This is a genomic window from Paenibacillus glycanilyticus NBRC 16618 (assembly GCF_004000805.1).
Taxonomy (GTDB): Bacteria; Bacillota; Bacilli; order Paenibacillales; family Paenibacillaceae; genus Pristimantibacillus; species Pristimantibacillus glycanilyticus.
On sequence record NZ_BILY01000005.1, the window covers coordinates 218184 to 239716 of the forward strand.

Genomic DNA, 21533 nt, shown 5'->3' on the forward strand with positions numbered 1-21533 from the left:
GTGGGGACGACCATGAAGATCCAGATCCGGAACCTGAACAGCAGCTCGACGCCAACGATTTTCCATCAGTATTCGATGATCGACTCCATTCGAGATTTCAACCTAACCATTGAACCCGGCAAAATCTACGGTTTAGTTGGATCCTTTGGCAGCGGAGGTTGGCTCCTCAGTTATTTTTTAGCCGGAAAAGAAGAACTGTTGTCGGAATGCCTGGATATGTCCCACTCGATCATAACCTTGGATGATCATCCCGTAAACAATGATGTCTTGAAGCGTATTTCTTGTTATGTAGGCGAAGGGGTCGCCGAGTTTCCGTATCGCATCTTCAAGAACTATCCCGGTCCTTTCACATGGAAAATAAAAGGAGTACGGTCGGTCGCCGACCAAATTAAAGAGGGGATCAAGCGGAGCGGGAATCCGTTAACCCTGGAGCAAATCGCCCTGTTGTTCGAGTTAACCGGAATGGATAAACCAAAGCGCTATCAGGGCCGAATTTATCGTCCCCTTGAATTCAACAGCGGCGAGCGATGGAGAGCTTCCATGGCGATCGGTTATGCTTTTCAGAAAAAGCTGTATTGCGTTCCTTGGATCGAACCCCATGGACTCTTCTATATTCTAGGGGTGCTTGGAAGAAAACTGCTCGGTATCTTAAGAGAATCCGGTGCGTCGGTGATCATCCCCGTAAGCGATGAGAAATATATTGAAGGTCTAGCCGATGAGATTGTTTATTTGAAGCCTTATGACCTATGGAAAGACAATAAAACGGATGAAAATGCCATTCGTTTATCGGAATGATCATGAAGCCGCACGGTAGTGCGGCTTATTTTGCATCCTACCGCTCGGCATCTATTCTATGGAGAAGAATACTATGAAGATAGGAAATCATTTCGGTGAGGTGAAAAAATGTCCTATCTCTATTATCCTTATATCGGCTGGAAGCAGCAATGTACCAACGTGCCGCTCGTATTTCCGCCGCAGCATCAGAACCGCCATCCGGGATTCGAATATCCGATGATTCCGCGCCCCTTATCGGATAATCCGTATTATACATCTCTTTTTTCGATATGACCAAAGCGGCTTTGCCGCATCTCTGCGCGGGAAGCACGATTATCAATACAACGTCGGATACGGCCTTTTCGGGGATGGCCAATATGGTCGATTATACCGCAACCAAAGGGGCTATCGTCTCGTTTACGCGCTCATTATCGCTGCAGCTGGCGGAAAAGGGAATACGGGTAAACGCCGTAGAGCCGGGTCCAACCTGGACCCCGTTAATCCCTTCGGCATTTACGGCAGAAGAGGTAACAACATTCGCTACCGACGTTCCCTTAAGACGTCCGGGGCAGCCGTTTGAGCTTGCTCCAACTTACGTGCTGCTGGCATCCGACGATTCTTCCTACATATCGGGACAGGTGTACTTCGTTAATGGCGGCTCGATTATGACATAGACCGGCTTGTTGGATGCGTAACAATGAGGATAATAGAAGCTCCTCTCCTTGACGGAGGGGAGGTTTTGAAATTTAGCGAGAATGAAGATTTACTGGATAATCTCCGTCTGAGTGTTACAGCAAATCGATTTTTAGTAAAAAACAATAGGAATCAACTCCCATGGTTCATCGGTTAATGAATAACTTTATAGACGGAATAATTGCATAAAGGTTTACATCCGGAAAAAATAAGGAAAAAAAATCCTCATTTGTGTTAAGCTTGAAACATCATAAGTATAGAAAACCAGGAGGATCATAAATGTCTAGTGAAAGCGTCTTTTCCATGTTTGCTATTCTGCCAATGATTTTAGTAGTTGTATATGGGTTGTTTATCCTTATGGGGTTATACGCTCTTTATCTTATTATTAAATTCTTGATTCGGGGTATTGCGGCGTTAGATATCTATCTGGACGAAAAGCGAAACGGAAGATTTTGATAGGATGAAGGTTACATAACATTAAATTTAGACAGGCAACGGCCGAACAATCGGCTGTTGTCTTTTCTTTTGCGCAAACATAAGTCATTGTCGTGCATTTTGAACAAAATGTTGCATAAATGAAGATTAAAGCATACAATAACTTAAACAATGTTGCACAACGGCTTAGGTATTTGAGAAAATCCGGAAGAGGTGGTAAAGGGGTTATGTTTCAGGAAGAACGAATCAATGCCATTATGGAGCATTTGAATCAGCACAAGCGGATCGATATTAAAGACATGTGCCAGAAGTTCGACGTATCCCGCGATACGGCACGCCGGGATCTGCTGAGGATGGAGGAGCTTGGTCTTATACTCAGAACGCATGGGGGAGCGGTACTGCCGAAGAAGTCGAGGGAGGTATTCGAGTACAAGGATCGTCTTGTCAAAGATTCCGACGTTAAGCGCGATATCGGACGCCTTGCCGCATCGCTTGTAAAAGATGGAGACTATATTATGATGGACGCTTCAACTACCGTACAGTTCACCGCCGAGCACATTACCGCGGAACGAGTGGTTGCCGTTACGAACTCCATTGACATTGCAGATGCCTTGTCGCGGAAAAAGGCCTTAAGGACGTATCTGCTCGGCGGGGAGTTGAATACCAAACACCGCTTCCTGTATGGCCAGGCGACGATTGATAATTTGGCTAATTACCAGGTGGACAAATTGTTCCTTGGGGCATGCGGAATAACGGCAAACGGTTTATCCTATCCCGATGTGGAGGATGGGGTGGTTAAACGCGAGATGATCAAGAAGGCGAATCAGGTTATTCTTTTGGCTGACCATACGAAATTCGGCGAACAGATGTTTTATAAAATCGGGGGCTTAGACGCCATCGATCTCCTGATTACGGATCAACAGCCTGACCGGGATATGATGGAGAAGCTTGCGGAGCATCATGTAGAATTACGCGTCGTATCGGAGGAGGATTTGGATGATTAAACTTATTGTCAGTGATTTGGACGGCACGCTGCTGGATAAAAGCAAACAAATTAACGAGCGGGATCGCCGCGCGGTAAGAAAAGCTTATGAAAGCGGGCTCGATTTATGTATCGCGTCCGGCCGGATGAATGCCGAGATTACCGTCATTATGCGCCCATTTCCGAATAACTATCATGCCGTTGGTCAAAACGGGGCAACCGTCCGGCTGAATAACGAGCGTCTGCTTGGAGCGATGGATTTTGCGCCCGAATTAACCTTGCAGCTGCTTCAAGTGGTCCCTCGCGAGGAATTCATAAGCTTCGTTCATTGCACGGACGACTCCTACTATGCGCGGGTGGATAATGAAGTTTCCCGTTCCGTCGAGAACCGCATTATGTCGGAAAGCTCTACTCATCACAAGTTGGAGGAAGCTCTGGCAAACGATGAGTTCCGTTGCAGCAAGCTTGCTTGTTTCGGAGAATTAGGCAAGCTGAGCAAGCTGGAAGCCCAATTGAACCGCCAATTCCCCGGACAGATCGAGACTTTTATCAGCGATAAGGATTGTTTGGATATTATGCCGCTAAACGTCTCCAAAGGTACGGGGATATCGCTCCTCATTCGGGAATTGGGAATTGCTCCGCATGAAATCGCATGCATCGGAGACTCGTTTAACGATCTTTCGATGTTTGCTTTAACCCCGCATAGTTTTGCAATGGTCGAAAGCCATGATGAAATCCGCGAGCAGGCGAGTACGGTTGTCCATTCCGTTGCTGAAGCTATCGAGCATATCATTGCTTACAATGCCATGTCGGTCGCGAACTAAGTTCTTGAACGGGTTGGAATGATCTATGTTAAAAGCACCAACTCTATAAGCTTGCTAAGCATGAAATGCCGCAAATTGCGGTTTTTTTTGTTCCAATTTTGCGTACAGGTGATAGAATGGCAATAGCGTATGGAAAAACAAGGTAGCCTTGTTGCGAAAAGGTGGGGATGGGATGAAAGGACCGGGTACGGCCATTTTGCTTACGGTATTTTTTCTGCTTGAGCTTGCCGCATTTGTCGTGTTTGGTTATTGGGGGTATCAGCTGCAGTCCGTAAAAATGATAAGTATTCTATTGGCAGTGGCGTTTCCTCTTGTTCTGGCGGTTCTCTGGGGGATGTTTCTCTCGCCAAAAGCATCTGTGGCCATTTTCTCCTACCCGGTAAGGACAGCCCTGAAACTTGTCGTCTTCGTTGCGGCTTCAGCTGCATTATACTCAACCGGGCACGAGAAGCTGGGTCTTGCATTTCTAATCGTTGGAATTGTTATCATTGCAGCCGTCTTTCTTTTGAATTTGCATAAGGTGGATGCCAAGAAGGGATAAGATCTTCGTTTTCCTTTTAAAAGTGACGATAAAGTAAGGGATTTCCATAATGAATAGAGAGTAGGATATCAATTGAAAATAATCGTTAATGGTGTTGAGATTAAAACGGATTTTACGCCTTTTAAAGACGGAAGAAGAGCATTCCTCCATCTCGATTCAATTCTGACGGCATTGGGCAGGACTTATTGGATAGAAGAGGATGGCGCTCTGGCCGTGAGTCTAGATTCACCTAATGGTAAACGAACCATGTGGATGCGTGATGAATGGGACGATACCCTTCTTAAGATTGAAGGACAAATTTTTATTCGTTCCAACCGGTTAAGCGATGTAACAAATACGGAAATCATAATTAGTGACCGCTCTTCAACAATTACCATTACCGACGAGTCGGATACAAACGCTTTTGTATTCATTGCAGACGAGCACATTGATGAAGATGAGCCTGAAGAATTAAGTCCGGAAGAAAGCGCAAAGATCAATTATGGCAAATATGCCGTTCCTCAAATCCTGAACGATCTGAATGAATTTGGTCTTCGTTTAGAACAAGAAGGAAATTCATTATTGGATGATATAGGATTTTACATAAGTAATGATCATAGCCCTTACAACAGTACGCCATACGATGTTATTGTTTTTGGCCATACGGGTGGGAACGGTGAGCATTATGGCTTTCTGACTGAATTTGGAGCGGTAGAAAATCTGGAAGATGCCGCTATCGTCCGAGTGTCTCCCATGGGAGGAGACGAAGCGGTAGAGTATATTGCCAATAACATAAGAGAATTTCTGAGAATAAATGCAATCGATAGTACTCTAGTCTATAGTGAGTTTGATAATCAAGAAACATACGAGAGGTATGTTCTGGAAGAAGAAGCTGAACTTGCAGAAAGTAATCCGGAATGGCTGCCAACCGACGAGGATAAAGCCAGAAAGAGGAAAGTAATGGCATCAATGATTGATGCTTTAAAACTCCCGGAGGTTGAAAATCCGTATACCTATTTAAAAAGCGTTAGACAAGAGAGACGACAACGCGTATTGATTCCTACCCACGACGGTCTTGGAATCATTCATACGTTACCTCAAGATGAGGGGAAATTGCACAAGAGCTTGCATGCAGATGAAGATCTTGGTCTCGAAGAGCTTGAGGATTATTTAGAACAGGCTACGGTTTCAGGTATACTTGCCTTAATCCGTGATTTTAACGCAATTGGATTTTTCGATGACGAAGTAAAGGAAGCAGTCGTATCACAAATGGAAAAGTTAGGACTTCAAGACGAATTAAATCGTATGAACGCAAAAGAAGAATGGTGAACTAAGGTAACATTTATATAAGAGGCTGCCACAGAAGGCAGCCTCTTCCTAGTCCTCAAACCGTATGGACGACCTGATCGATAATCCCGTAGTCAAGCGCTTCTTGGGCGGAGAGAAAATAATCGCGGTCCATGTCCTTCTCGATTTTCTCGAGCGGCTGACCGGTACGGTCGGCAGCGATCCGATTCAACCGGGCTCTCGTATCGAGAATCCGCTTCGCGCTGATCGCGATATCGCTGGCTTGGCCCTGGGCGCCGCCATGCGGCTGGTGGATCATGACCTCGCTGCTCGGCAGGGCAAACCGTTTGCCTTTGGCGCCGCTTAGAAGCAGAATAGCAGCGAAGGATGCCGCCATTCCAACGCAAATCGTATGAACCTCGGGTTTTATATACTGCATCGTATCATAGATCGCAAAGCCAGCCGTTGTTGAGCCTCCGGGAGAATTAATGTACAGGCTGATTTCCTTATCCGGATCCTCGGCGGCAAGAAATAACAGCTGTGCTACGATACTGTTCGCAACCTGGTCGTCGATGGCTGAGCCAAGGAAGACAATCCGGTCCTTCAAAAGCCGCGAATAAATATCATAGGAACGTTCTCCGCGATTGGACTGTTCAACCACATAGGGGATAAAGCTGCTCATCGTAATCCCTCTTTCCTTTGTTTGATCTCTTACAATTCGGCAAACGAAAAGGGGATACGAAAGGATACGCCGTAAAATTTATTTTGCTGTTGCGTATCTTTTTCGCAGGCTCACTCGTTTACTGAATTAAGGATGCGTATAATAGGAAAAAGCGGAGGTGTCCGATATGACTGAAGCAACAATGGATAATGAACATATAGAATTGAAACGCCTGCAACAAGTGCTCGGCCGCTATTGCCTGACTTTAACCAAATCCCGGGTGGAAGCAGAGGATTTATCGCAGGATACATGGATTAAGGTCATGGATTCGGCGCAGCTGACGGAGCATGCCAATCCTGAAGCTTATTTGCTTCGAATTGCCCGTAATAACTGGATTGACCGGTTAAGACGCCAGTCGAGCCATGCACGGATGATGGAATCCGTTCGGGGATCAGCGGTTTATCATACCATGCCGGACGAAAGCCGAATCGGAACCGAAGTGGTCATGCAGGCGCTTATGACTTTCCTGTCTCCGCTTCAAAGGACGGTCTTTCTGCTGAGAGACGTTATCGGGTACTCGGCTCAGGAGACGGCATTGCGATTAGGACTAACTCCAGGCGCGGTAAAAGCAGCTTTGCATCGGGCCCGCGCGGCATTACCGCAGGTTAGACAGGCGGTTGAAGCAGGTTCGCTTCCTGTTCCGAAAGACGAAGGGCTGCGGGATGTCTTGCGCGCGCTTGCTATTGCTTATGAAGGCGGCGATATTGAAGCGATGCTTACGCTCGTGCAGCAAGGAGAGCTGGAACCGGGGCCGGCAATCGCGGCTCTGCAAGGCAGAAGACTTCGGGCAGCCTCGAATCAAGCTCGCCGTGGAGATTCCGTACCGTCGATGATGCTGGCCGCTTGATGAAATATACAAATGTATACACGAGAGAGCACTGCCGTTACAGGCAGTGCTTCTTTTTTTGCTCGCGAATAACGCAATCCGAATTAGCTAAAAATATCCACGAGATCAGGAAAGGAGTGGTAAATGCGATGGAGCCGCTTAATCCAGTGAGTGTGAGCGCGAACATAAAAGATAACGAAACTGTGCTCCGCAGTATTTTCCATCACTGCGCCGATATCGTATTTCGGCCGCTTAATCTTCCTGACCGTTCGGGTATCTTGCTTGTCTATATCGACGAATTGACGGACACGAACAAATTGGAGCAGATAATTTCTGCCTGCATGATGAATGACGATTATAGCCGATTGACGCAGTACGCGATTGTTCATAGCTATTCTGAGATTGTAGCCAAAGTACTTAAAGGCAGTACGGCTATCTTTATGAACGGGCTGCCTGTTGCTTATATGGCTGACCTCACTGCCTTCAAGCAGCGTTCCATCGACGAGCCTTCCAATGAGGCTTCCATCCGCGGACCAAGGGAAGGGTTCACGGAAGATCTGAAAACCAATCTAAGCTTGATCCGGAGAAAAATCAGTCACTCCAGGCTGAAATTTGAAAGCTACCATGCCGGAGAATTGTCAAATACGGAGTTTATTATTGCTTATATAGAGGGTTGCGTGAAGCCTGAGCTTCTCCAGGAGGTGAAAAGCAGACTTGAATCCTTCCACACCGATCAATTGCTGGATTCCAGTTATATCGAAGAGTTTATTGAAGATAAACCGTTATCGCTATTCCCGCAGATTCGAAACACGGAACGTCCGGATACCGTCTGTTCCAGCTTGTTGGAAGGAAAAATAGCTATCATTGTAGACGGTTCTCCGAACGCGCTTATTCTCCCAATGACGTTCTGGTCGGGGTTCCAAGCGGCGGAAGACCATTACGAGCGATTCTTGTACGTCTCCGCGGTAAGAATGCTGCGGATGCTGCTTGCCGTAATGTCATGCCTGCTGCCGTCCTTGTATGTTGCCCTTACAACCTTTCATCCGCAAATGATACCGCTGAATCTCATGCTCAGTATCTCGGCAGCCAGGGAAGGCATTCCGTTTCCGACCGTTATCGAAACCTTGCTTATGGAGATCATGTTTGAAGGCCTCAGGGAAGCGGGGCTTCGGTTACCCAAAGCCATTGGTTCGGCCGTCAGTATCGTGGGCGCGCTTGTTATCGGGGAAGCCGCGGTACAGGCGGGATTTATTTCGGCGCCAATCGTTATGATCGTTGCGGGCACGGGAATTGCCTCGTTCGCTTTTCCTAGCTATAGCCTGGCTCTGCCATTCCGGATTCTCCGGTTTCCGCTATTAATCTTAGGCGGTTTTCTCGGTTTATACGGTGTCGCGATCGGGATCATGATTATCGCGATTCATCTTGTAACCCTGAAATCGTTCGGCACGCCTTATCTCAAACCAACGGCACCAATCTTGCCGAATTTCTGGAAGGATACGCTGGTACGCATGAATAAACGTTTCGTTCCGGCACAACGCAGAAAATGAAAATATTCAGGTGTTTCATCATTTGTTCTCTTTGCTCGCTGCTGCTCACGGGTTGCTGGGACAGGAATGAAATAAACGAATATGCCTTCTGGATCGGTACCGCTCTTGATGTAACCGAATCGGGAAAGCTGGAGAAAAGCGCTCAAATCGCCATTCCCGCCGAGTTCAAGACGCTAAAGGGAAGCGGGGGGAAAGGGGAGAGGGCCAACATTGTCGTATCGGCAACGGGCAGCTCCATTGTTGATTTGATTCAACAAATCCAGGAAAAGCTGCCCCGCCGGATTTTTTTGGGACATCGCCGATCCATTTTTATTGGGGAAAAGCTGGCTCATAACGGGCTGGTCGATATCATGGATCAGTTTACCCGAAATCCGGATACCCGGATGCGTACCGATATTTTCGTCGTTAACGATGGCAAGGGCAAGGACGCTTTGACGATCAACAGTCCCTTCAACCAGTTTTCGGCGATTGTGGCGGTGCATCAAGACCGTTATTGCCGGCTGGGAGATACGTCCTTGCGGGATTTCCTGCTGGATGCGGGGAGGGACGGCATCAGACCTTCCATGCCGATGATCGATATTGCTCCGGTGAACAAGCTGGAGGAGAATAAAATCATTGAAGTAAGGGCTGTCGCTATTTTTAACAAGGATTTAAAAATGGTCGGGAAAGTCCGGGACCGGGAATCCCTAGAACTGTTCTGGGTAAAAGGCGTGCTCAAAAATCAGTACGTATCGGAAGAGACCGGGGAAGGCAGCATCTCCTTGTATGTATCCAATCTGAAAAGAAAGTTCAGTACCACTATCGAAGGGGATAAGCTTAAGGTACGCGTGAAATTGATAGGGAATGCAAGGGTTGTGGAAAACAACACGCCTATTGATCTTTCCGTATCCTCCCAGCGTATTCATACGGAACGGAAGTTTAATAAGATCAAAGCCCAACAAATTGAGGCCACCATCAGAAAAATACAAAAAGAATACGGTCAAGATGTATTCGGCTTCGGAGAAGAGTTTCACCGGGAACATCCGAAGCAATGGAAAAAGCTTAAAGCTCAATGGGATCAAAAATTCCCGACTATAGAGGTTGCCGTTGATGTCGGAATTAAAATTCAGAGCACGGGGGATATTCGCAAGCGTATCCCTAGAATAGGAGCAAGAGAGTGAAGATTTCGTCTTGGCAGTTATTTTGGATTTTGACGACTCTGGAGATTTCCATGAGCATATGGCTAACGGTATCTCCTACGATTGAAATTGCCAGACAGGACGCCTGGATCTCGCTTGTCGTAGCGGGAATTATCGGACTCGCCCTGTCGTGGGTCTTAGTTAAAGTAAGTCAGAGACACGCTTCGCAAACCTTGATAGAGTTTGCGCAGACTTTATTCGGCAAATGGCTTGGCAAACTAATCGGCGTGCTGTACTTGCTGGTCTGGTATTCCGTGTGTGCGGATATCCTTCGCATTTTTTCCTTGTTTATCAAGCAGGTTCTGTTTCACGATACGCCAATGTGGATAATTTCCATGCTAATGATGATCGCCATGGCGTACATCGCTTTGGTTGGAAGCGTAGAGGCAATTGCCCGGTTCAGCGAGATGGCCGGGCCGCTTCTATTGCTCGGCATTCTCATTACCTTTATACTCAATATTTCCAATCTGCGTCTGACGCTTATGCTACCGGTATTTATGGATACCGGAGCGATGTCCATTTTGAAGGGATCTTTTGTGAATGCCTCATTTTTGGGAGAGTCCATGATGATTATGATGCTGATTCCTTTTGTCGCTAATCCAAAAAAGATTCTCAAACCCGTGATTTTCTCCATTTGCATCGCATCTATGCTGGCTATTATTACGGCCATTATGGTTGTTTCCACATTTGGCATTCAAATCGGATCCACCTTGTATTTCCCTTATTTCAGCATGGTGAGGTTTATTAATTACCTGGATTTTATTCAAAACATGGATGTATGGATTGTTTTTATTTGGATCTTCAGCGTATTCGTTAAGCTGTCTATTTATCTGTTCATTAACAGTTACGGAACAGCACAACTATTGGGAGTTAAGAAATGGCGGAAAATGATTGCGTTTACGGCTCCCGTTATTTTCGCGGCCACCTTAACTCCGGCCAATCTTTTTGGTTTGCTAGATTTCGCGAACTTGGTTTGGATCAGGTTAATCTTCCCGATATTTATCGTGGGCTTCCCGATTATCTTCTTGTTCGCGAGCATGATTCGCAAACGAATGCTTGCCGCTTCCTGATTAATGCGTAAGCACGGGCAAAGGAGTTCGAATATACTCCGCATAACGATTAGCTTCCTGTTCGAGCCATTCGTCTGTTGAAGCATCAACGGCATAACTTACGAAGGCAGGGAGATAAACACCGCTGCATTTGGCAATGGTGCGCTCAATCGGACGCAAGAGCTCGCTGACTGTGAACTGATTGTCTCCGCCTGAGCGGTAGGACTTATCCGTCCCGCCGGTTGTCGTGGCGACAAGAAACTCTTTGCCAACCAGCTTGGTGCCTCCCGGGCCATATGCCCAGCCTGGTATCATCACATCATCGAACCATTGTTTCAATAATGGCGGACAGCTGTACCAATAGAAGGGAAACTGCAGAATAATACGGTCGTAACGCAGCAGAAGCGCTTGTTCCTTCTCCGTATCTATTTTCCAATCCGGATAGAGCTCATACAGCTTGTGAATATGAATATCTTCTCGAATCTTGTTTAGCCCTTGCAATAAAGCTTTGTTGGCCCTAGAGGCAGTCAGCTCGGGATGGGCAACGATGACCAGAATGTTCATGGGTATCTTCCTTTCAAGTGGAGTATCCCCATTATTGAGCATGAAGGCGAAGCTGAAAAGTACGCTCTTTTTCCGTACTTAGTACGGTTTACCGTACCGTATTGCCGTTGCGTAAGGCTCTGCTATAATAAATACCATCTGAGAGCTATGCGGAACGGAGGAGAACAATGAACCAGGACAGCCAAAGGCCTGCCTCCACGGAAGGAATAATCGCTACCCTTCAAGCTATAGGAGGGAAGTGGAAGCCGTTGATCTTGTTTATTTTGTTGTACGAAGGTACGAAGAGGTTCGGAGAGCTGAGGCGGATGCTTCCGAATGTGACGCAAGGGATGCTGACTAATCAGCTTCGGGAAATGGAGAGGGACGGACTTATTGTGCGGAAGGTGTATCAGGAGGTTCCTCCCAAAGTGGAGTATCAATTATCCGATCATGGGGAGTCTCTTGGATCCGTATTGACCGATATGTGCGGTTGGGGCTTCAAGCATCTGGCCTTTATGAATGAGCATAAGGAAGAAGAGCAGCAGAACGAGCTGCCTTCGCATGTATCGCAAGCGGATACCTGACGGTATTCGTTTTTTTTCTTTACGGGGAGGATATGCGGGTATCGCGTGGAATTTATTGGATGGAGCAGATGGCTAAAATCAGTTACGCATCATAGAGGAGGAACGGCATTGAGTGTTACGCATTCCGTGAAAAACCCTACCCGGCTAAAAAATATGATCGTATTTTCAGTGGCGTGTCTCATTTGGTTGTTTATAATTATCCATTACTGGAGGGATTATTCAAGTAGAGACAGGTGGGAATTCCTTCTCTTAAACTCTAACTCTCTTATATTTTTATTTTACTTTGTCGTATTAATTCTAACCGTATTTAGAGCTTTGAGAAAACCTACCGAGTTATCCATACATGAAAATACAATTTTGGTGAATGGTCATACCATAGCAGCTCGTGATATAAAAGTAATCATGAAAATGGGCTATTTCAATCCGGTAATAGGCATTAAACCAAAAGGGAAATGGATTGTGCCCCTTCCATTGTGCTTCAGTTTCGCCGTGAATGAAGATCAGGGTATAATGGATGTGAAGGAATGGGCGGCAGCTAACAACATAAAGATGGTCAATAGAGATTTTATGTCGTGGTTGTAGGAGTTAGAGTCGCTCGGGCAGCGGCTCTTTTTTTGCTTCACTGACTCCTGCATCATTACTGAAAAATAAGCGGGGCGTCAGTGTGGGGAGGTTTTAATCATCCCCGGTTTGAGTTACGATATCTAATGGAGTCACTACCGATGGCAGACCGCCATCCCATACGGAGGAACACAAGTGGAAAACTTTGCATGCTTATATATTATTCGCGGTGAGCCCTACAAGTCGGGAACCATCGTGAATTTGGAAGAGAACGAAACGACGGTTGGCCGCTTATCCAATCAGTTGACTCCGGATATAGCCTTTACCAATCCGTTTATTTCAAGGCAACATATCGTCATACGGAAAGAAAAGGATAAAGCCGTGCTGTACGATAAAGGAAGCCTGCACGGAACGGAGATCAACGGGGAACGCGTGAAGCCGCACCGTCCGTATCCTTTGAACAATTTCGACATTATCAAGCTTGCGAACGGAATGAGCGTCCTTCACTTTTCCTATGTGTTCGCCGATCAGACGCTGGAGCTTGAGCCCCTTAGCATTACGAGACAACTGGAAATTCCGGGCATGCCGCTTACGATTCATTGGGAGAAGCGGGAATGCGTAGTGGAAGGGCAGCGTATTGCGATGTCGGAAAAAGAATATCTGCTGATTCGTCTCCTTCACGAGAACGCGAATCGGCTTGTACCGCTTGAAGTCATTAAAGCTACGGTATGGCCTGAACGGCTTGCAGGAGAAGAAGGTATCCCGGATGTAACGCTGGATGAATTAAACGCGCTGATCTACCGGGTACGCAAAAAATACGGCAAAGACACCTTCCTGATAAGCGCAGTGCGCGGCAGCGGCTACGTACTCGAATCGGAGATTGTATCTTCCTGACGAAAGTAGGAGAATTCCTTCATGAAATATATACAGACAGAGTATTCAGGACCGCTAAACGGAAAAGTACATATTCCTGGAGCGAAAAACAGTTCTCTTGCGCTGCTTGCCGCAGCTTGCTTGGCGGATGACATCGTCACGCTCGAGGGAATTCCCCTCATTGATGATATACGGATGATTGAAGGAATAAGCCAGGATATCGGAATGGAGCTGAAGCAAGAAGGAGGGGGAATGATTCTTGATCCCCGCTGGATTCACAGCGCCGTTATCGATCCGGGCAAATCCTCGAGCTACCGGGCATCGTATTATTTTGCCGGTGCCTTGCTGGCTAAGTTCGGCAGAGTAACGATCGGATTCCCGGGAGGCGATAATTTCGTCTCCAGACCGATTGATCAGCATATAAAAGTGTTCCAGGCGCTTGGCGCCCAGGTTCACATGTTCCAGGATTACTACGTTGTAGAAGGCACGGAGCTTAAAGGCGCGGACATCTATTTCGATATGGTTACGTCAGGCGCAACGATTAACGCGATACTTGCAGCTTCCCGGGCAAAAGGGCGCACGATTCTGCACAATGCGGCCGTAGATCCGGAGGTTGTGGATACGGCGGCGTTCCTGAATCGGCTAGGCGCGAAAATTTACGGTGCGGGGACGAATCGGATCCGGATCGAAGGCGTGTCTTACTTAAATGGGGGAAGGCATACGGTAATTCCCGACCGCTTAATTGCCGGAGCCTTTCTGATGGCTGCCGGGATCAACGGAGGATTGGTTACCGTCGAGGATGTCATTCCCGAACATCTTGGATCATGTCTATCCAAGCTGGAAGAAATAGGGCTTGAAATCGAATGCGGCGAGAACCATATTACGGCTTACAGTTCCGGCCCTTTAAGAGCAACGCGAATCCGGACAGGCATGTATCCCGGTTTTGCAACGGATCTGCAGCAGCCAATGACAGCACTTCTTCTGCAAGCCAAAGGCAAGAGCATCATTACGGAACGCGTTTACCCCATGAGGTTCGCCCATGTACCGCAGTTAAGGCGGCTTGGAGCGGAGATCGAGATTCGGAAGGAAAGCGCGTTTATCCGCGGAGGAAACCCGCTGCAAGGCGGGTGGGTGCACGCAACCGATGTGCGCGCCGGTACTTGCCTGCTGCTGGCCGGTTTAGCTGCGGAAGGAATCACCAGCATTACGGGCGTTGAGCATATCGAACGGGGCTACGAAGACGTAATTGGCAGCTTCCGTGCAATCGGGGCGAAGCTTTCCATTCATGACCGGCCGGATACGATCATCACCGAAGACAGAATCCTGAGCTAATAAAAGACAACACAGAAGCCTCTAACGTATTCGAGTTAGAGGCTTTTTAGTACGAGCTACAGACCAAGAGGAGTGGATGAGAATGGGTTCCCGAATGATGCATTATTGTATTACGTCCGAAATCAATAAACAAATTTATTCCTCGCAAGAATCCCGCATTCATCTGGGAGGTCTAGCTCCCGATTTAACGCATCCCGTTCACGCGCCTAAATCAGTCACTCATTTTGTGCGTATCAACAGTGAAGGCAAGAAGAAGACGGATTACGAGTTTTTTGCTCAGAAATTCAGCGGATACTTTGATGATTCTTTTTATGTCGGATATTTAAGCCATCTAGTGGCCGATCACATTTGGTACGAGAAAATGTACTTGAAGTTAATCAAGGCTCTTCCGGAGGAAGAGAGACAAGCCGCAATAGACAAGGGCTACCGTGATTTTAGAAGACTTAACAAGCTACTGCTTCGCGATTATCCATTATCACCTCCCACAGAAGTCCCGCTTATTGACAATGTTAAGATCGACGGCTTGTATCCGGAGTATTTGCCGGTTATAGCGGACCAGCTTCATAACGACTTCCATATCGAGGAGTCTTTTACCCCGGACGATCTTGAAATCTATAACCTCGACGAGATTTTGGAATATATCCGGTTATCCATCAAGGAAACACTCGCGGTTCTCCATGCTAAAGCACGAATTCAAAGATAATAAACAGCCGCGTTAAGCCGTACCGAGTTCGAACGGTACGGCTTAACGCAGCTTGAGATTGCCCGTATTCCGGATCGTTGTTGTAACCTCAAGATTGATTTTGGCCTCGGGCAGATATTTAGTGCGCCATTGCGCCAGCTCCATTCGGGGCAGATCATCCCGGTAGTGCTGGCCGATACCGAAGATATCGGCGTTGGCGAGCTGGACTTTTCGGAATATTTGATCCATTACGCGTCGTAAAAGGATTTGGAGCTCCGTCTTGATGACTTCTACGGATGGATTTCCTATTACGTCCAGAATAATCACTTTCAGTTTGAGTTCGCTATTCAGAACGGGCTTGCCGCTGACGAATTTGCTCTCGTTGTGAATTCGGCTGCTTACAATCTGAACGGTAGCTTTGCCGATGACCTCGATTTTTCCGTCAAGGCTATTTCCATCGTATACGTTATAAAGAAGAGTCTGTTCATTATTGAGACGGGCTACCATTTTCCCATTCTTGAGGATGCCGGAGCCCATGCTTTGGATAGCCGTGGATTCGCCGGATTTAATAATGGGGAGAACGACATCATTGGTATAGGAATGGATGCTTCTAAAAACCTTCCATACCGGCGTATGGGCGATTTCGGGATTCCAGCCTGAATTTTTCTGGAAGAAATCGTAGATTTCTTTGCCGTCGCCATTATTAATATTGTTAATCCCTTTGAAAAACCGATCCAAAGGCTCATCGCATATGACAAACATCGTCTTTGGGGAAATGTGACGCGAACGAATCGTGCTGGCGGTAATCTCGCTTAAACCTTGCGTGGCGAAGGCCTTATCCACGATAAGAACCTTTAAGTGCAGCAAGTCTACCTGATCCTCCAGATTCATGCTTATTTTATTGACGGCCGCGCTAATGGAATTCCCTTTGGCGCTTATGATTTGAATGCCTTCGTTTTTCTCGGTGACCTTGGGAATGTCCAGAAATACTTCATAGTTGCCTTGCTGATAAGATATCCCCATCGCGATCGGTAACGCCCGGTGGTTAATATCCTTGTTATCCCAGCATCCACCAAGCATGATTACGAGAAATAGGCCAATTACAATTCGAAGTTTCATGTTTTTCTCAACTCGACTTTTGATTTCTTTGCATGAATCCACCCGGTAATGAGCAGCAAAATAGGCGTTGCAATCGCTACGTACAATCGTAGTGCCGTATTCCATTGAAACAGCTTGTCCGTCGTCTTCCAATCCGGAATGCAAAGACAAACGATAAATACGACTACGATTAATCCCGGAACCAAATAGTTGGGGCTAATATCCTTCATGCCAAGCCTGATCACGCATAGAATCTGCCAGAACGTAAGGCTGATGAAGAACATGCCGAACGCAACGAGACTCAGCAGCAGAAATACATTGATGCGGTCAAACATGAGCCAGTTAATCTCGATGGTATCGACAATGAAGAGATAGGGGAATTGAAGCTGGCGAGTCGTTTCTTCCCCTAGCGTCAGCACCGGCACATAAACGGCAATCAGATAAGCGGGCAGCAGGATCAAGCTCCCCGCATAAATCGCCCTTGATTTGAATTCCGCGTAAGATGGGAGGAAGCCAAGCAATAAAAAGCCGCCTGTATAAGCAAATAAGCTTTTATAGAAAGCAGAATGCGCGAGAAACGAGAATGCCCCTTGAGCAGGCCAAAGCGGGAAGAAATAATGCCAATCAATATTTTGAAAGGAGGTAGCCATTACAAAAACAACGGGAACAACGAACAAAAAGCCTAACAGGACGGATAATCGGAGCAAGCCGCCAATTTGTCCATGAAGAACCATAAACCCGGGAACCGAAAGAAAGAGAAGCATCAGGATCCATAAAGGGGTGTTGGACAAAATGGCGATCGACAGCACTTCGGAAAATGCCCGCACCGCCAATACGATAATCCATGACATATAGAACAGGGCAGGCAGCAAAACAAGCCAAGCGAGAAATTTGCTTTTGTTCAGGAGTATATTCACGATGTTCTGGCCTTTGAAATAACTTAATGCCTTCAGATAAACGGCAACAATCGCAAGGTGAAACAAGAAGCCGCAGAGAACCGGCATCCAGTGAGCTTCGTTTGTACTCTCGATCACATCGATTGGATACAGAAAAAAGATCAGTCCCAAGTGGGACACTACGTAAGTTGCGGTTACTTGCAGATTTTTAGACATTTTTCTCCCCTCTTGCCCGAAACAGTTGAAGATAAGGAACTCCTAGCGTGCGTATGCCGGCAATATAAGCACACAAGATCAATAGTCCCGATAATAGACCGAGCACTCCCAAAAACGCGGACATGAATAACAGCAAATATTTGAACAGCCGCAGGGAGTAAGTGTTCTGGAAGCCTACCACGACAGCATTGGCAATCGTGGTGGCAGCAAGAATGATAATAAGCAGATTGCTAACCAGCTTGGCTTCCACGACGGCTTGCCCGAGCACGATACCGCCTACCATCGTAATTGTTGGACCGATGCTGCCAGGAAGGCGAATAATGGCTTCCATAATCAATTCCAGAATGCATAAGAGCAGAAGGGCCTCAATAATAGCCGGATACGGCACGTCAAGCCGGCTTCTGGCGATGGAATGAGCCAATTCAAACCGCAATACGTCAGGGTTTACCGATACAAGGGCAACATACAGCCCGGGCAAAATTAAGGTGAGCAAGGCTCCAATAAAGCGCAAACTTCTAAGCAACCAGAGGTATATCGGCGGATGGTTCATATCATCCTCGGATATAAAGAAATCCGAAAAAATGCTTGGCAATGCGATGGAAAAAGGCACTCTTTCTATGAACAGAACAGCTTTTCCGTTTTTCAAAGCCCTCACGGCATTTTGCGGCAGCTCATAGGTCATATAATGATTGACAAGAGAATATTTGGAAAATTTCAGGATGTGAGCAAACTCCTCCAGATTAGAAATTTCGGTTTTCTGGTGAGCCTCAAGCTTCTGAGTTAAATTGTCCAGAAGGTGCGGATCAATCTCGTTATCGATGTAACATAGTATCACTCTGCTTTTTACGTGTCCGCCAAAATTGTAAGCTTGGATTTTCAGATCGGGGCAGTTCAAATGACTCCTTAGAAGAACAATATTGGCTTCCAGGTCTTCGTTAAAAGCGCTTGTCGCACCCCCGATGCTATTCTCCATCGTAGGCATCGAGATGGGGCGGCTGTTCGGTTGAGGAACCGGATAGATACTGACTATTATTCCGGAGGCGTCGTGAACCGCTACAAGCATTCCGTCCATAATTTGCGAGATGATGGAATCGGGTTGACCGGGTATCTTGTGACCAAGACTGACAAAGACGTCAATAAGCTCAAGCTTGCCAATGGAAGCCGTTAGCAAAGGATCCCTGACCATATAGATGGTTTGTGGAAAATTAATAAGCGATTTTAAGCCGGCGAAGGTAAAGGTATCCGAAGCGATTTGCAGCTTCTGGTTTACGTAATCCGGGTAGGAAGAAAAGTGGCTGTTTACTTCATCCATGGCTGCCATACATACAATCTCCTTGGGTAGTATAAAGTCAAAGTTATTATGCCCTAATTTTCCATTGTTACTCTTAGATGAAGCCGTATCCTTGACATCCTGCTCACAAACATACTAATGTTATTGCAAGAGGTGGAAGACATGAGCAAGAAGCAGGATATTATGGCGGCAACGCTCGACTTGATCCATGAAGAGGGACTGCAATCCGTTACTTTTTCAAAATTGTTCAAGCGTGCCAATGTCGGAGCGGGAACGATCTATAATTATTTCGCGAATAAAGAAGAGCTTGTTAATGCGGTATACAAGGAAGCTCGCATTCTTATGGGCGAGTATTTGCTTCAAGGCTATAACCCGGAAGCGAGCCTGTATGAACGGTTCAAGTGCTTGCAATTGAACCGGTTGAACTTCGGGATTCGGTATCCGAAGGAATTTTTGTTTATCGACAGTTTTTCGTTCTCCCCGTATATTTCGCCCGAGCTGCGCAACATGGAGGATGCCCGCCATTCCAGCGAGGTCGTGCTTTCGTTAATTGTGGAGGGGCAGAAGCAGGGAATCATTAAGGAAATGGATTCGCATCTGTGCCATCAGCTTATTCACGGTATTATATCGTCTATTCTGAAGGGCTATTATATTGACAAATACCCTTTGAATGAAGTTCAGGTTCAACAAATTTTGGAAGCGTCATGGAAGGCCATATTAGTGTAGAAACAGCCATTTGGATTGTGTGTGGATCCGGGGCTGTTTTTTATTATGCTCAATTTGGAATATATATTCCGATATTGATTCAAGATAACAACCATTCTGATGTTGTTTCTTGATTTAAAAAAGATGGTTTCGCTGCGTTACTGGACCATTTCGAAAGGGGAAAGAGCCATAAAATAAAGGCGAATTATATTTGTTAATATTGGATTGGAATAAACATTCCGAAAAACTATTGATTTCGCATGCAAGAAGGACTATACTTGCAGTGGAATGAATATTCCAAATCATATTACTCATTCAGGAGGTATTTTATATGTCTAAAGTATGGTTCATTACGGGAAGCTCCCGTGGATTCGGTCGTAGTCTTGCCGAGGCTGTCTTGGCGAATGGAGATCAGCTGGTGGCAACGGCACGCAGACCGGAACAGCTTGCCGATCTCGAAGCGCGTTACGGAAACCGGGTCCGTCTTGTGCCATTGGACGTTACGAGCTATGAGCAGGCTGAAGCTGCTATCCGGACCGCCGTTGAAGCGTTCGGGCGATTGGATGTCGTGGTCAATAATGCGGGCTACGGCAACGTTTCCTCTATAGAAGAAACGCCGATGGAGGATTTTCGAGCCCAAGTGGAAACAAACCTATGGGGTGTCGTTCATGTAACCAAAGCCGCGCTGCCGGTGCTGAGAGAACAGGGACATGGCCATATCGTTCAATTCTCGTCCATTGGAGGCCGTACGGGTGCGCCTGGTCTTGGACCTTATCAAATGTCCAAATGGGCAGTAGAGGGTTTTTCCGAAGTATTAGCCAAAGAAGTTAATCCTCTTGGCATAAAGGTTACGCTGATTGAACCAGGCGGTTTCCGTACAGACTGGGCTGGATCGTCCATGCAGCATATCGAACCCCGAGACGAGTACAGAGACACGGTTGGCGGTCTGCTGAAGCATTTGCGCGATGTGACCGGCAAGGAGAACGGTGATCCGGAAAAAGCGGCTCAAGCTATTCTTGCCATCGCCAGCGAAGAGAATCCGCCTCTCCGGCTGCTGCTTGGCAGCGATGCTGTAGCCATCGCCAATGCAGTGGATACGGGCAAGCTGGCCGAGACAAAACGCTGGGAAAAGCTCAGTGTATCAACCGACTACGAAGCCAAAGAGCTGGATCCGCAAGTTACCCGTATGTATGACGAGTTTGAGGAACAGTAATATTCGTAATGATCATTGCAGATAGTAATAAAAGAAAAGGAGTGTTATGCATGACTCATATTTCGGCAGATCATCCTGTCTTAACCTTTATTAACGTGTTTACGGTTAAACCAGAGAATCAGGACCGTCTCGTTGAGCTTCTAACGAGTGCAACGGATGTTTCCGTCCGTTATGCTGCCGGCTTTATCTCATCCAGCCTGCATCGGAGCACGGATGGAACGAAAGTAACGATGTATGCGCAATGGAGAAGCCTGGAGGATTATCAGGCGATGAGGGATGATCCCAAGCCTCTTCCGTATTTGCAGGAAGCATTAAAGATTGCAACGTTCGAACCAGGGATGTACGAAGTTGTCAAAACTTTTGAACCCGTTCAAGCATAATGGATTAAACCCCAGGGAGAAATCTCCTTGGGGTTTAATTTGTTTACATAATATTTATTACGTAAACAAACGGTGATGAAATTTTAAAGGAGTAAAATGGCAGGGATGAGCTTTAGAAAAAAGGATTGACACGGGAACACCTGTTCTTTAAGATATGAGTGTATGTTTTCCAATTCCTTGAAGGATGAACGGAAGGATTGGCTGATGAAAATTATATTTAAAGTGGATTCAAAATTCTGGACTATGCAATGAAACAATGTTATGTTACGATGTCATCGTAGGAAGTCATAATTTTGTCTCGTTTTTCTACCGTTCTTAGCGGT

24 protein-coding genes and 1 pseudogene are annotated in these 21533 nt (G+C 46.6%); 20 read left to right on the forward strand and 5 right to left on the reverse strand.

Features of this window, described 5'->3' with window-relative positions; all coding sequences use genetic code 11:
• Window positions 1-12 precede the first annotated feature (12 nt).
• The 8 genes and pseudogenes from PGL01S_RS05670 (at window position 13) to PGL01S_RS05695 (ending at window position 5557) form a co-directional block, all read left to right on the forward strand.
• Window positions 13-795 (forward strand): P-loop NTPase family protein, encoded by a 783-nt coding sequence (locus tag PGL01S_RS05670; protein ID WP_127492312.1) that lies wholly within the window; start codon window positions 13-15, stop codon window positions 793-795.
• Window positions 796-903: 108 nt separating this feature from the next.
• Complete coding sequence (locus PGL01S_RS31570; RefSeq protein ID WP_373864148.1) at window positions 904-1068, forward strand: hypothetical protein; 165 nt, start codon at window positions 904-906, stop codon at window positions 1066-1068.
• Window positions 1053-1448, forward strand: a pseudogene (locus tag PGL01S_RS05675) (SDR family oxidoreductase); the annotation flags it as partial. The gene PGL01S_RS31570 and the pseudogene PGL01S_RS05675, both read left to right, overlap by 16 nt.
• A gap of 298 nt (window positions 1449-1746) precedes the next feature.
• Window positions 1747-1923, forward strand: coding sequence for a hypothetical protein (locus tag PGL01S_RS30750; protein ID WP_015844625.1), 177 nt, complete (start codon window positions 1747-1749; stop codon window positions 1921-1923).
• Window positions 1924-2129: 206 nt separating this feature from the next.
• Window positions 2130-2906 (forward strand): DeoR/GlpR family DNA-binding transcription regulator, encoded by a 777-nt coding sequence (locus tag PGL01S_RS05680; protein ID WP_127492314.1) that lies wholly within the window; start codon window positions 2130-2132, stop codon window positions 2904-2906.
• Window positions 2899-3708: an HAD family hydrolase gene (locus tag PGL01S_RS05685; protein WP_127492316.1), complete on the forward strand. Its 810-nt coding sequence runs from the start codon at window positions 2899-2901 to the stop codon at window positions 3706-3708. Before PGL01S_RS05680 ends, PGL01S_RS05685 begins: the two co-directional genes overlap by 8 nt.
• Window positions 3709-3880: 172 nt before the next feature.
• Window positions 3881-4249 (forward strand): YrdB family protein, encoded by a 369-nt coding sequence (locus PGL01S_RS05690; RefSeq protein ID WP_127492318.1) that lies wholly within the window; start codon window positions 3881-3883, stop codon window positions 4247-4249.
• 72 nt (window positions 4250-4321) lie between these two features.
• Window positions 4322-5557, forward strand: a complete 1236-nt coding sequence (locus PGL01S_RS05695) for a hypothetical protein (protein WP_127492320.1) — start codon at window positions 4322-4324, stop codon at window positions 5555-5557.
• 55 nt (window positions 5558-5612) lie between these two features.
• On the opposite strand, the gene clpP is transcribed toward PGL01S_RS05695, so the two are convergent.
• Window positions 5613-6197 carry an ATP-dependent Clp endopeptidase proteolytic subunit ClpP gene (gene clpP / locus PGL01S_RS05700; protein WP_015844630.1) on the reverse strand — a complete coding sequence of 195 codons (585 nt, stop codon included), beginning with the start codon at window positions 6195-6197 and terminating at the stop codon, window positions 5613-5615.
• Window positions 6198-6363: 166 nt separating this feature from the next.
• Here clpP and PGL01S_RS05705 point away from each other — a divergent pair, with 166 nt between their 5' ends.
• The 4 genes from PGL01S_RS05705 (at window position 6364) to PGL01S_RS05720 (ending at window position 10857) form a co-directional block, all read left to right on the forward strand.
• A complete protein-coding gene (locus PGL01S_RS05705) occupies window positions 6364-7083 on the forward strand; it encodes an RNA polymerase sigma factor (protein ID WP_127492322.1) in 720 nt (239 codons plus the stop codon).
• A 128-nt stretch (window positions 7084-7211) separates the two neighbouring features.
• Entirely contained in the window at window positions 7212-8609 is a 1398-nt protein-coding gene (locus tag PGL01S_RS05710; protein WP_127492324.1) for a spore germination protein, read from the forward strand.
• Window positions 8606-9769: a Ger(x)C family spore germination protein gene (locus PGL01S_RS05715; RefSeq protein ID WP_127492326.1), complete on the forward strand. Its 1164-nt coding sequence runs from the start codon at window positions 8606-8608 to the stop codon at window positions 9767-9769. The genes PGL01S_RS05710 and PGL01S_RS05715 overlap by 4 nt, the downstream gene beginning before the upstream one ends.
• Entirely contained in the window at window positions 9766-10857 is a 1092-nt protein-coding gene (locus PGL01S_RS05720; RefSeq protein ID WP_127492328.1) for a GerAB/ArcD/ProY family transporter, read from the forward strand. The genes PGL01S_RS05715 and PGL01S_RS05720 overlap by 4 nt, the downstream gene beginning before the upstream one ends.
• On the opposite strand, the gene PGL01S_RS05725 is transcribed toward PGL01S_RS05720, so the two are convergent.
• The gene (locus PGL01S_RS05725) at window positions 10858-11400 is read right to left on the reverse strand and encodes an NAD(P)H-dependent oxidoreductase (RefSeq protein WP_127492330.1); all 543 of its coding nucleotides are present in this window, start codon (window positions 11398-11400) and stop codon (window positions 10858-10860) included.
• A 167-nt stretch (window positions 11401-11567) separates the two neighbouring features.
• Here PGL01S_RS05725 and PGL01S_RS05730 point away from each other — a divergent pair, with 167 nt between their 5' ends.
• The 5 genes from PGL01S_RS05730 (at window position 11568) to PGL01S_RS05750 (ending at window position 15432) form a co-directional block, all read left to right on the forward strand.
• Window positions 11568-11963 carry a winged helix-turn-helix transcriptional regulator gene (locus PGL01S_RS05730; RefSeq protein WP_127492332.1) on the forward strand — a complete coding sequence of 132 codons (396 nt, stop codon included), beginning with the start codon at window positions 11568-11570 and terminating at the stop codon, window positions 11961-11963.
• Window positions 11964-12071: 108 nt separating this feature from the next.
• Window positions 12072-12545: a hypothetical protein gene (locus PGL01S_RS05735; protein WP_127492334.1), complete on the forward strand. Its 474-nt coding sequence runs from the start codon at window positions 12072-12074 to the stop codon at window positions 12543-12545.
• Between the two features lie 174 nt (window positions 12546-12719).
• Window positions 12720-13418: an FHA domain-containing protein gene (locus tag PGL01S_RS05740; protein WP_127492336.1), complete on the forward strand. Its 699-nt coding sequence runs from the start codon at window positions 12720-12722 to the stop codon at window positions 13416-13418.
• 21 nt (window positions 13419-13439) lie between these two features.
• Entirely contained in the window at window positions 13440-14729 is a 1290-nt protein-coding gene (murA, locus tag PGL01S_RS05745; protein ID WP_127492339.1) for a UDP-N-acetylglucosamine 1-carboxyvinyltransferase, read from the forward strand.
• An 82-nt stretch (window positions 14730-14811) separates the two neighbouring features.
• Complete coding sequence (locus PGL01S_RS05750; protein WP_127492341.1) at window positions 14812-15432, forward strand: hypothetical protein; 621 nt, start codon at window positions 14812-14814, stop codon at window positions 15430-15432.
• A gap of 42 nt (window positions 15433-15474) precedes the next feature.
• On the opposite strand, the gene PGL01S_RS05755 is transcribed toward PGL01S_RS05750, so the two are convergent.
• Genes PGL01S_RS05755 through PGL01S_RS05765 form a run of 3 tightly spaced genes read right to left on the reverse strand, consistent with a single transcriptional unit; the run spans window position 15475 to window position 18942 of the window.
• Window positions 15475-16530, reverse strand: coding sequence for a Ger(x)C family spore germination protein (locus tag PGL01S_RS05755; RefSeq protein ID WP_127492343.1), 1056 nt, complete (start codon window positions 16528-16530; stop codon window positions 15475-15477).
• Window positions 16527-17621: a GerAB/ArcD/ProY family transporter gene (locus tag PGL01S_RS05760; RefSeq protein ID WP_127492345.1), complete on the reverse strand. Its 1095-nt coding sequence runs from the start codon at window positions 17619-17621 to the stop codon at window positions 16527-16529. The genes PGL01S_RS05755 and PGL01S_RS05760 overlap by 4 nt, the downstream gene beginning before the upstream one ends.
• On the reverse strand, window positions 17614-18942 hold the full coding sequence (locus PGL01S_RS05765; protein WP_127492347.1) for a spore germination protein: 1329 nt from the start codon (window positions 18940-18942) through the stop codon (window positions 17614-17616). Before PGL01S_RS05765 ends, PGL01S_RS05760 begins: the two co-directional genes overlap by 8 nt.
• 132 nt (window positions 18943-19074) lie before the next feature.
• Between PGL01S_RS05765 and PGL01S_RS05770 the strand changes: the two genes are divergently transcribed.
• From PGL01S_RS05770 to PGL01S_RS05780, 3 genes are all read left to right on the forward strand, one after another.
• Window positions 19075-19638 (forward strand): TetR/AcrR family transcriptional regulator, encoded by a 564-nt coding sequence (locus PGL01S_RS05770; RefSeq protein ID WP_127492349.1) that lies wholly within the window; start codon window positions 19075-19077, stop codon window positions 19636-19638.
• Window positions 19639-19948: 310 nt separating this feature from the next.
• Entirely contained in the window at window positions 19949-20830 is an 882-nt protein-coding gene (locus PGL01S_RS05775; protein WP_127492351.1) for an oxidoreductase, read from the forward strand.
• 50 nt (window positions 20831-20880) lie between these two features.
• The gene (locus PGL01S_RS05780; RefSeq protein WP_127492353.1) at window positions 20881-21210 is read left to right on the forward strand and encodes an antibiotic biosynthesis monooxygenase family protein; all 330 of its coding nucleotides are present in this window, start codon (window positions 20881-20883) and stop codon (window positions 21208-21210) included.
• The last annotated feature ends 323 nt before the right edge of the window (window positions 21211-21533 follow it).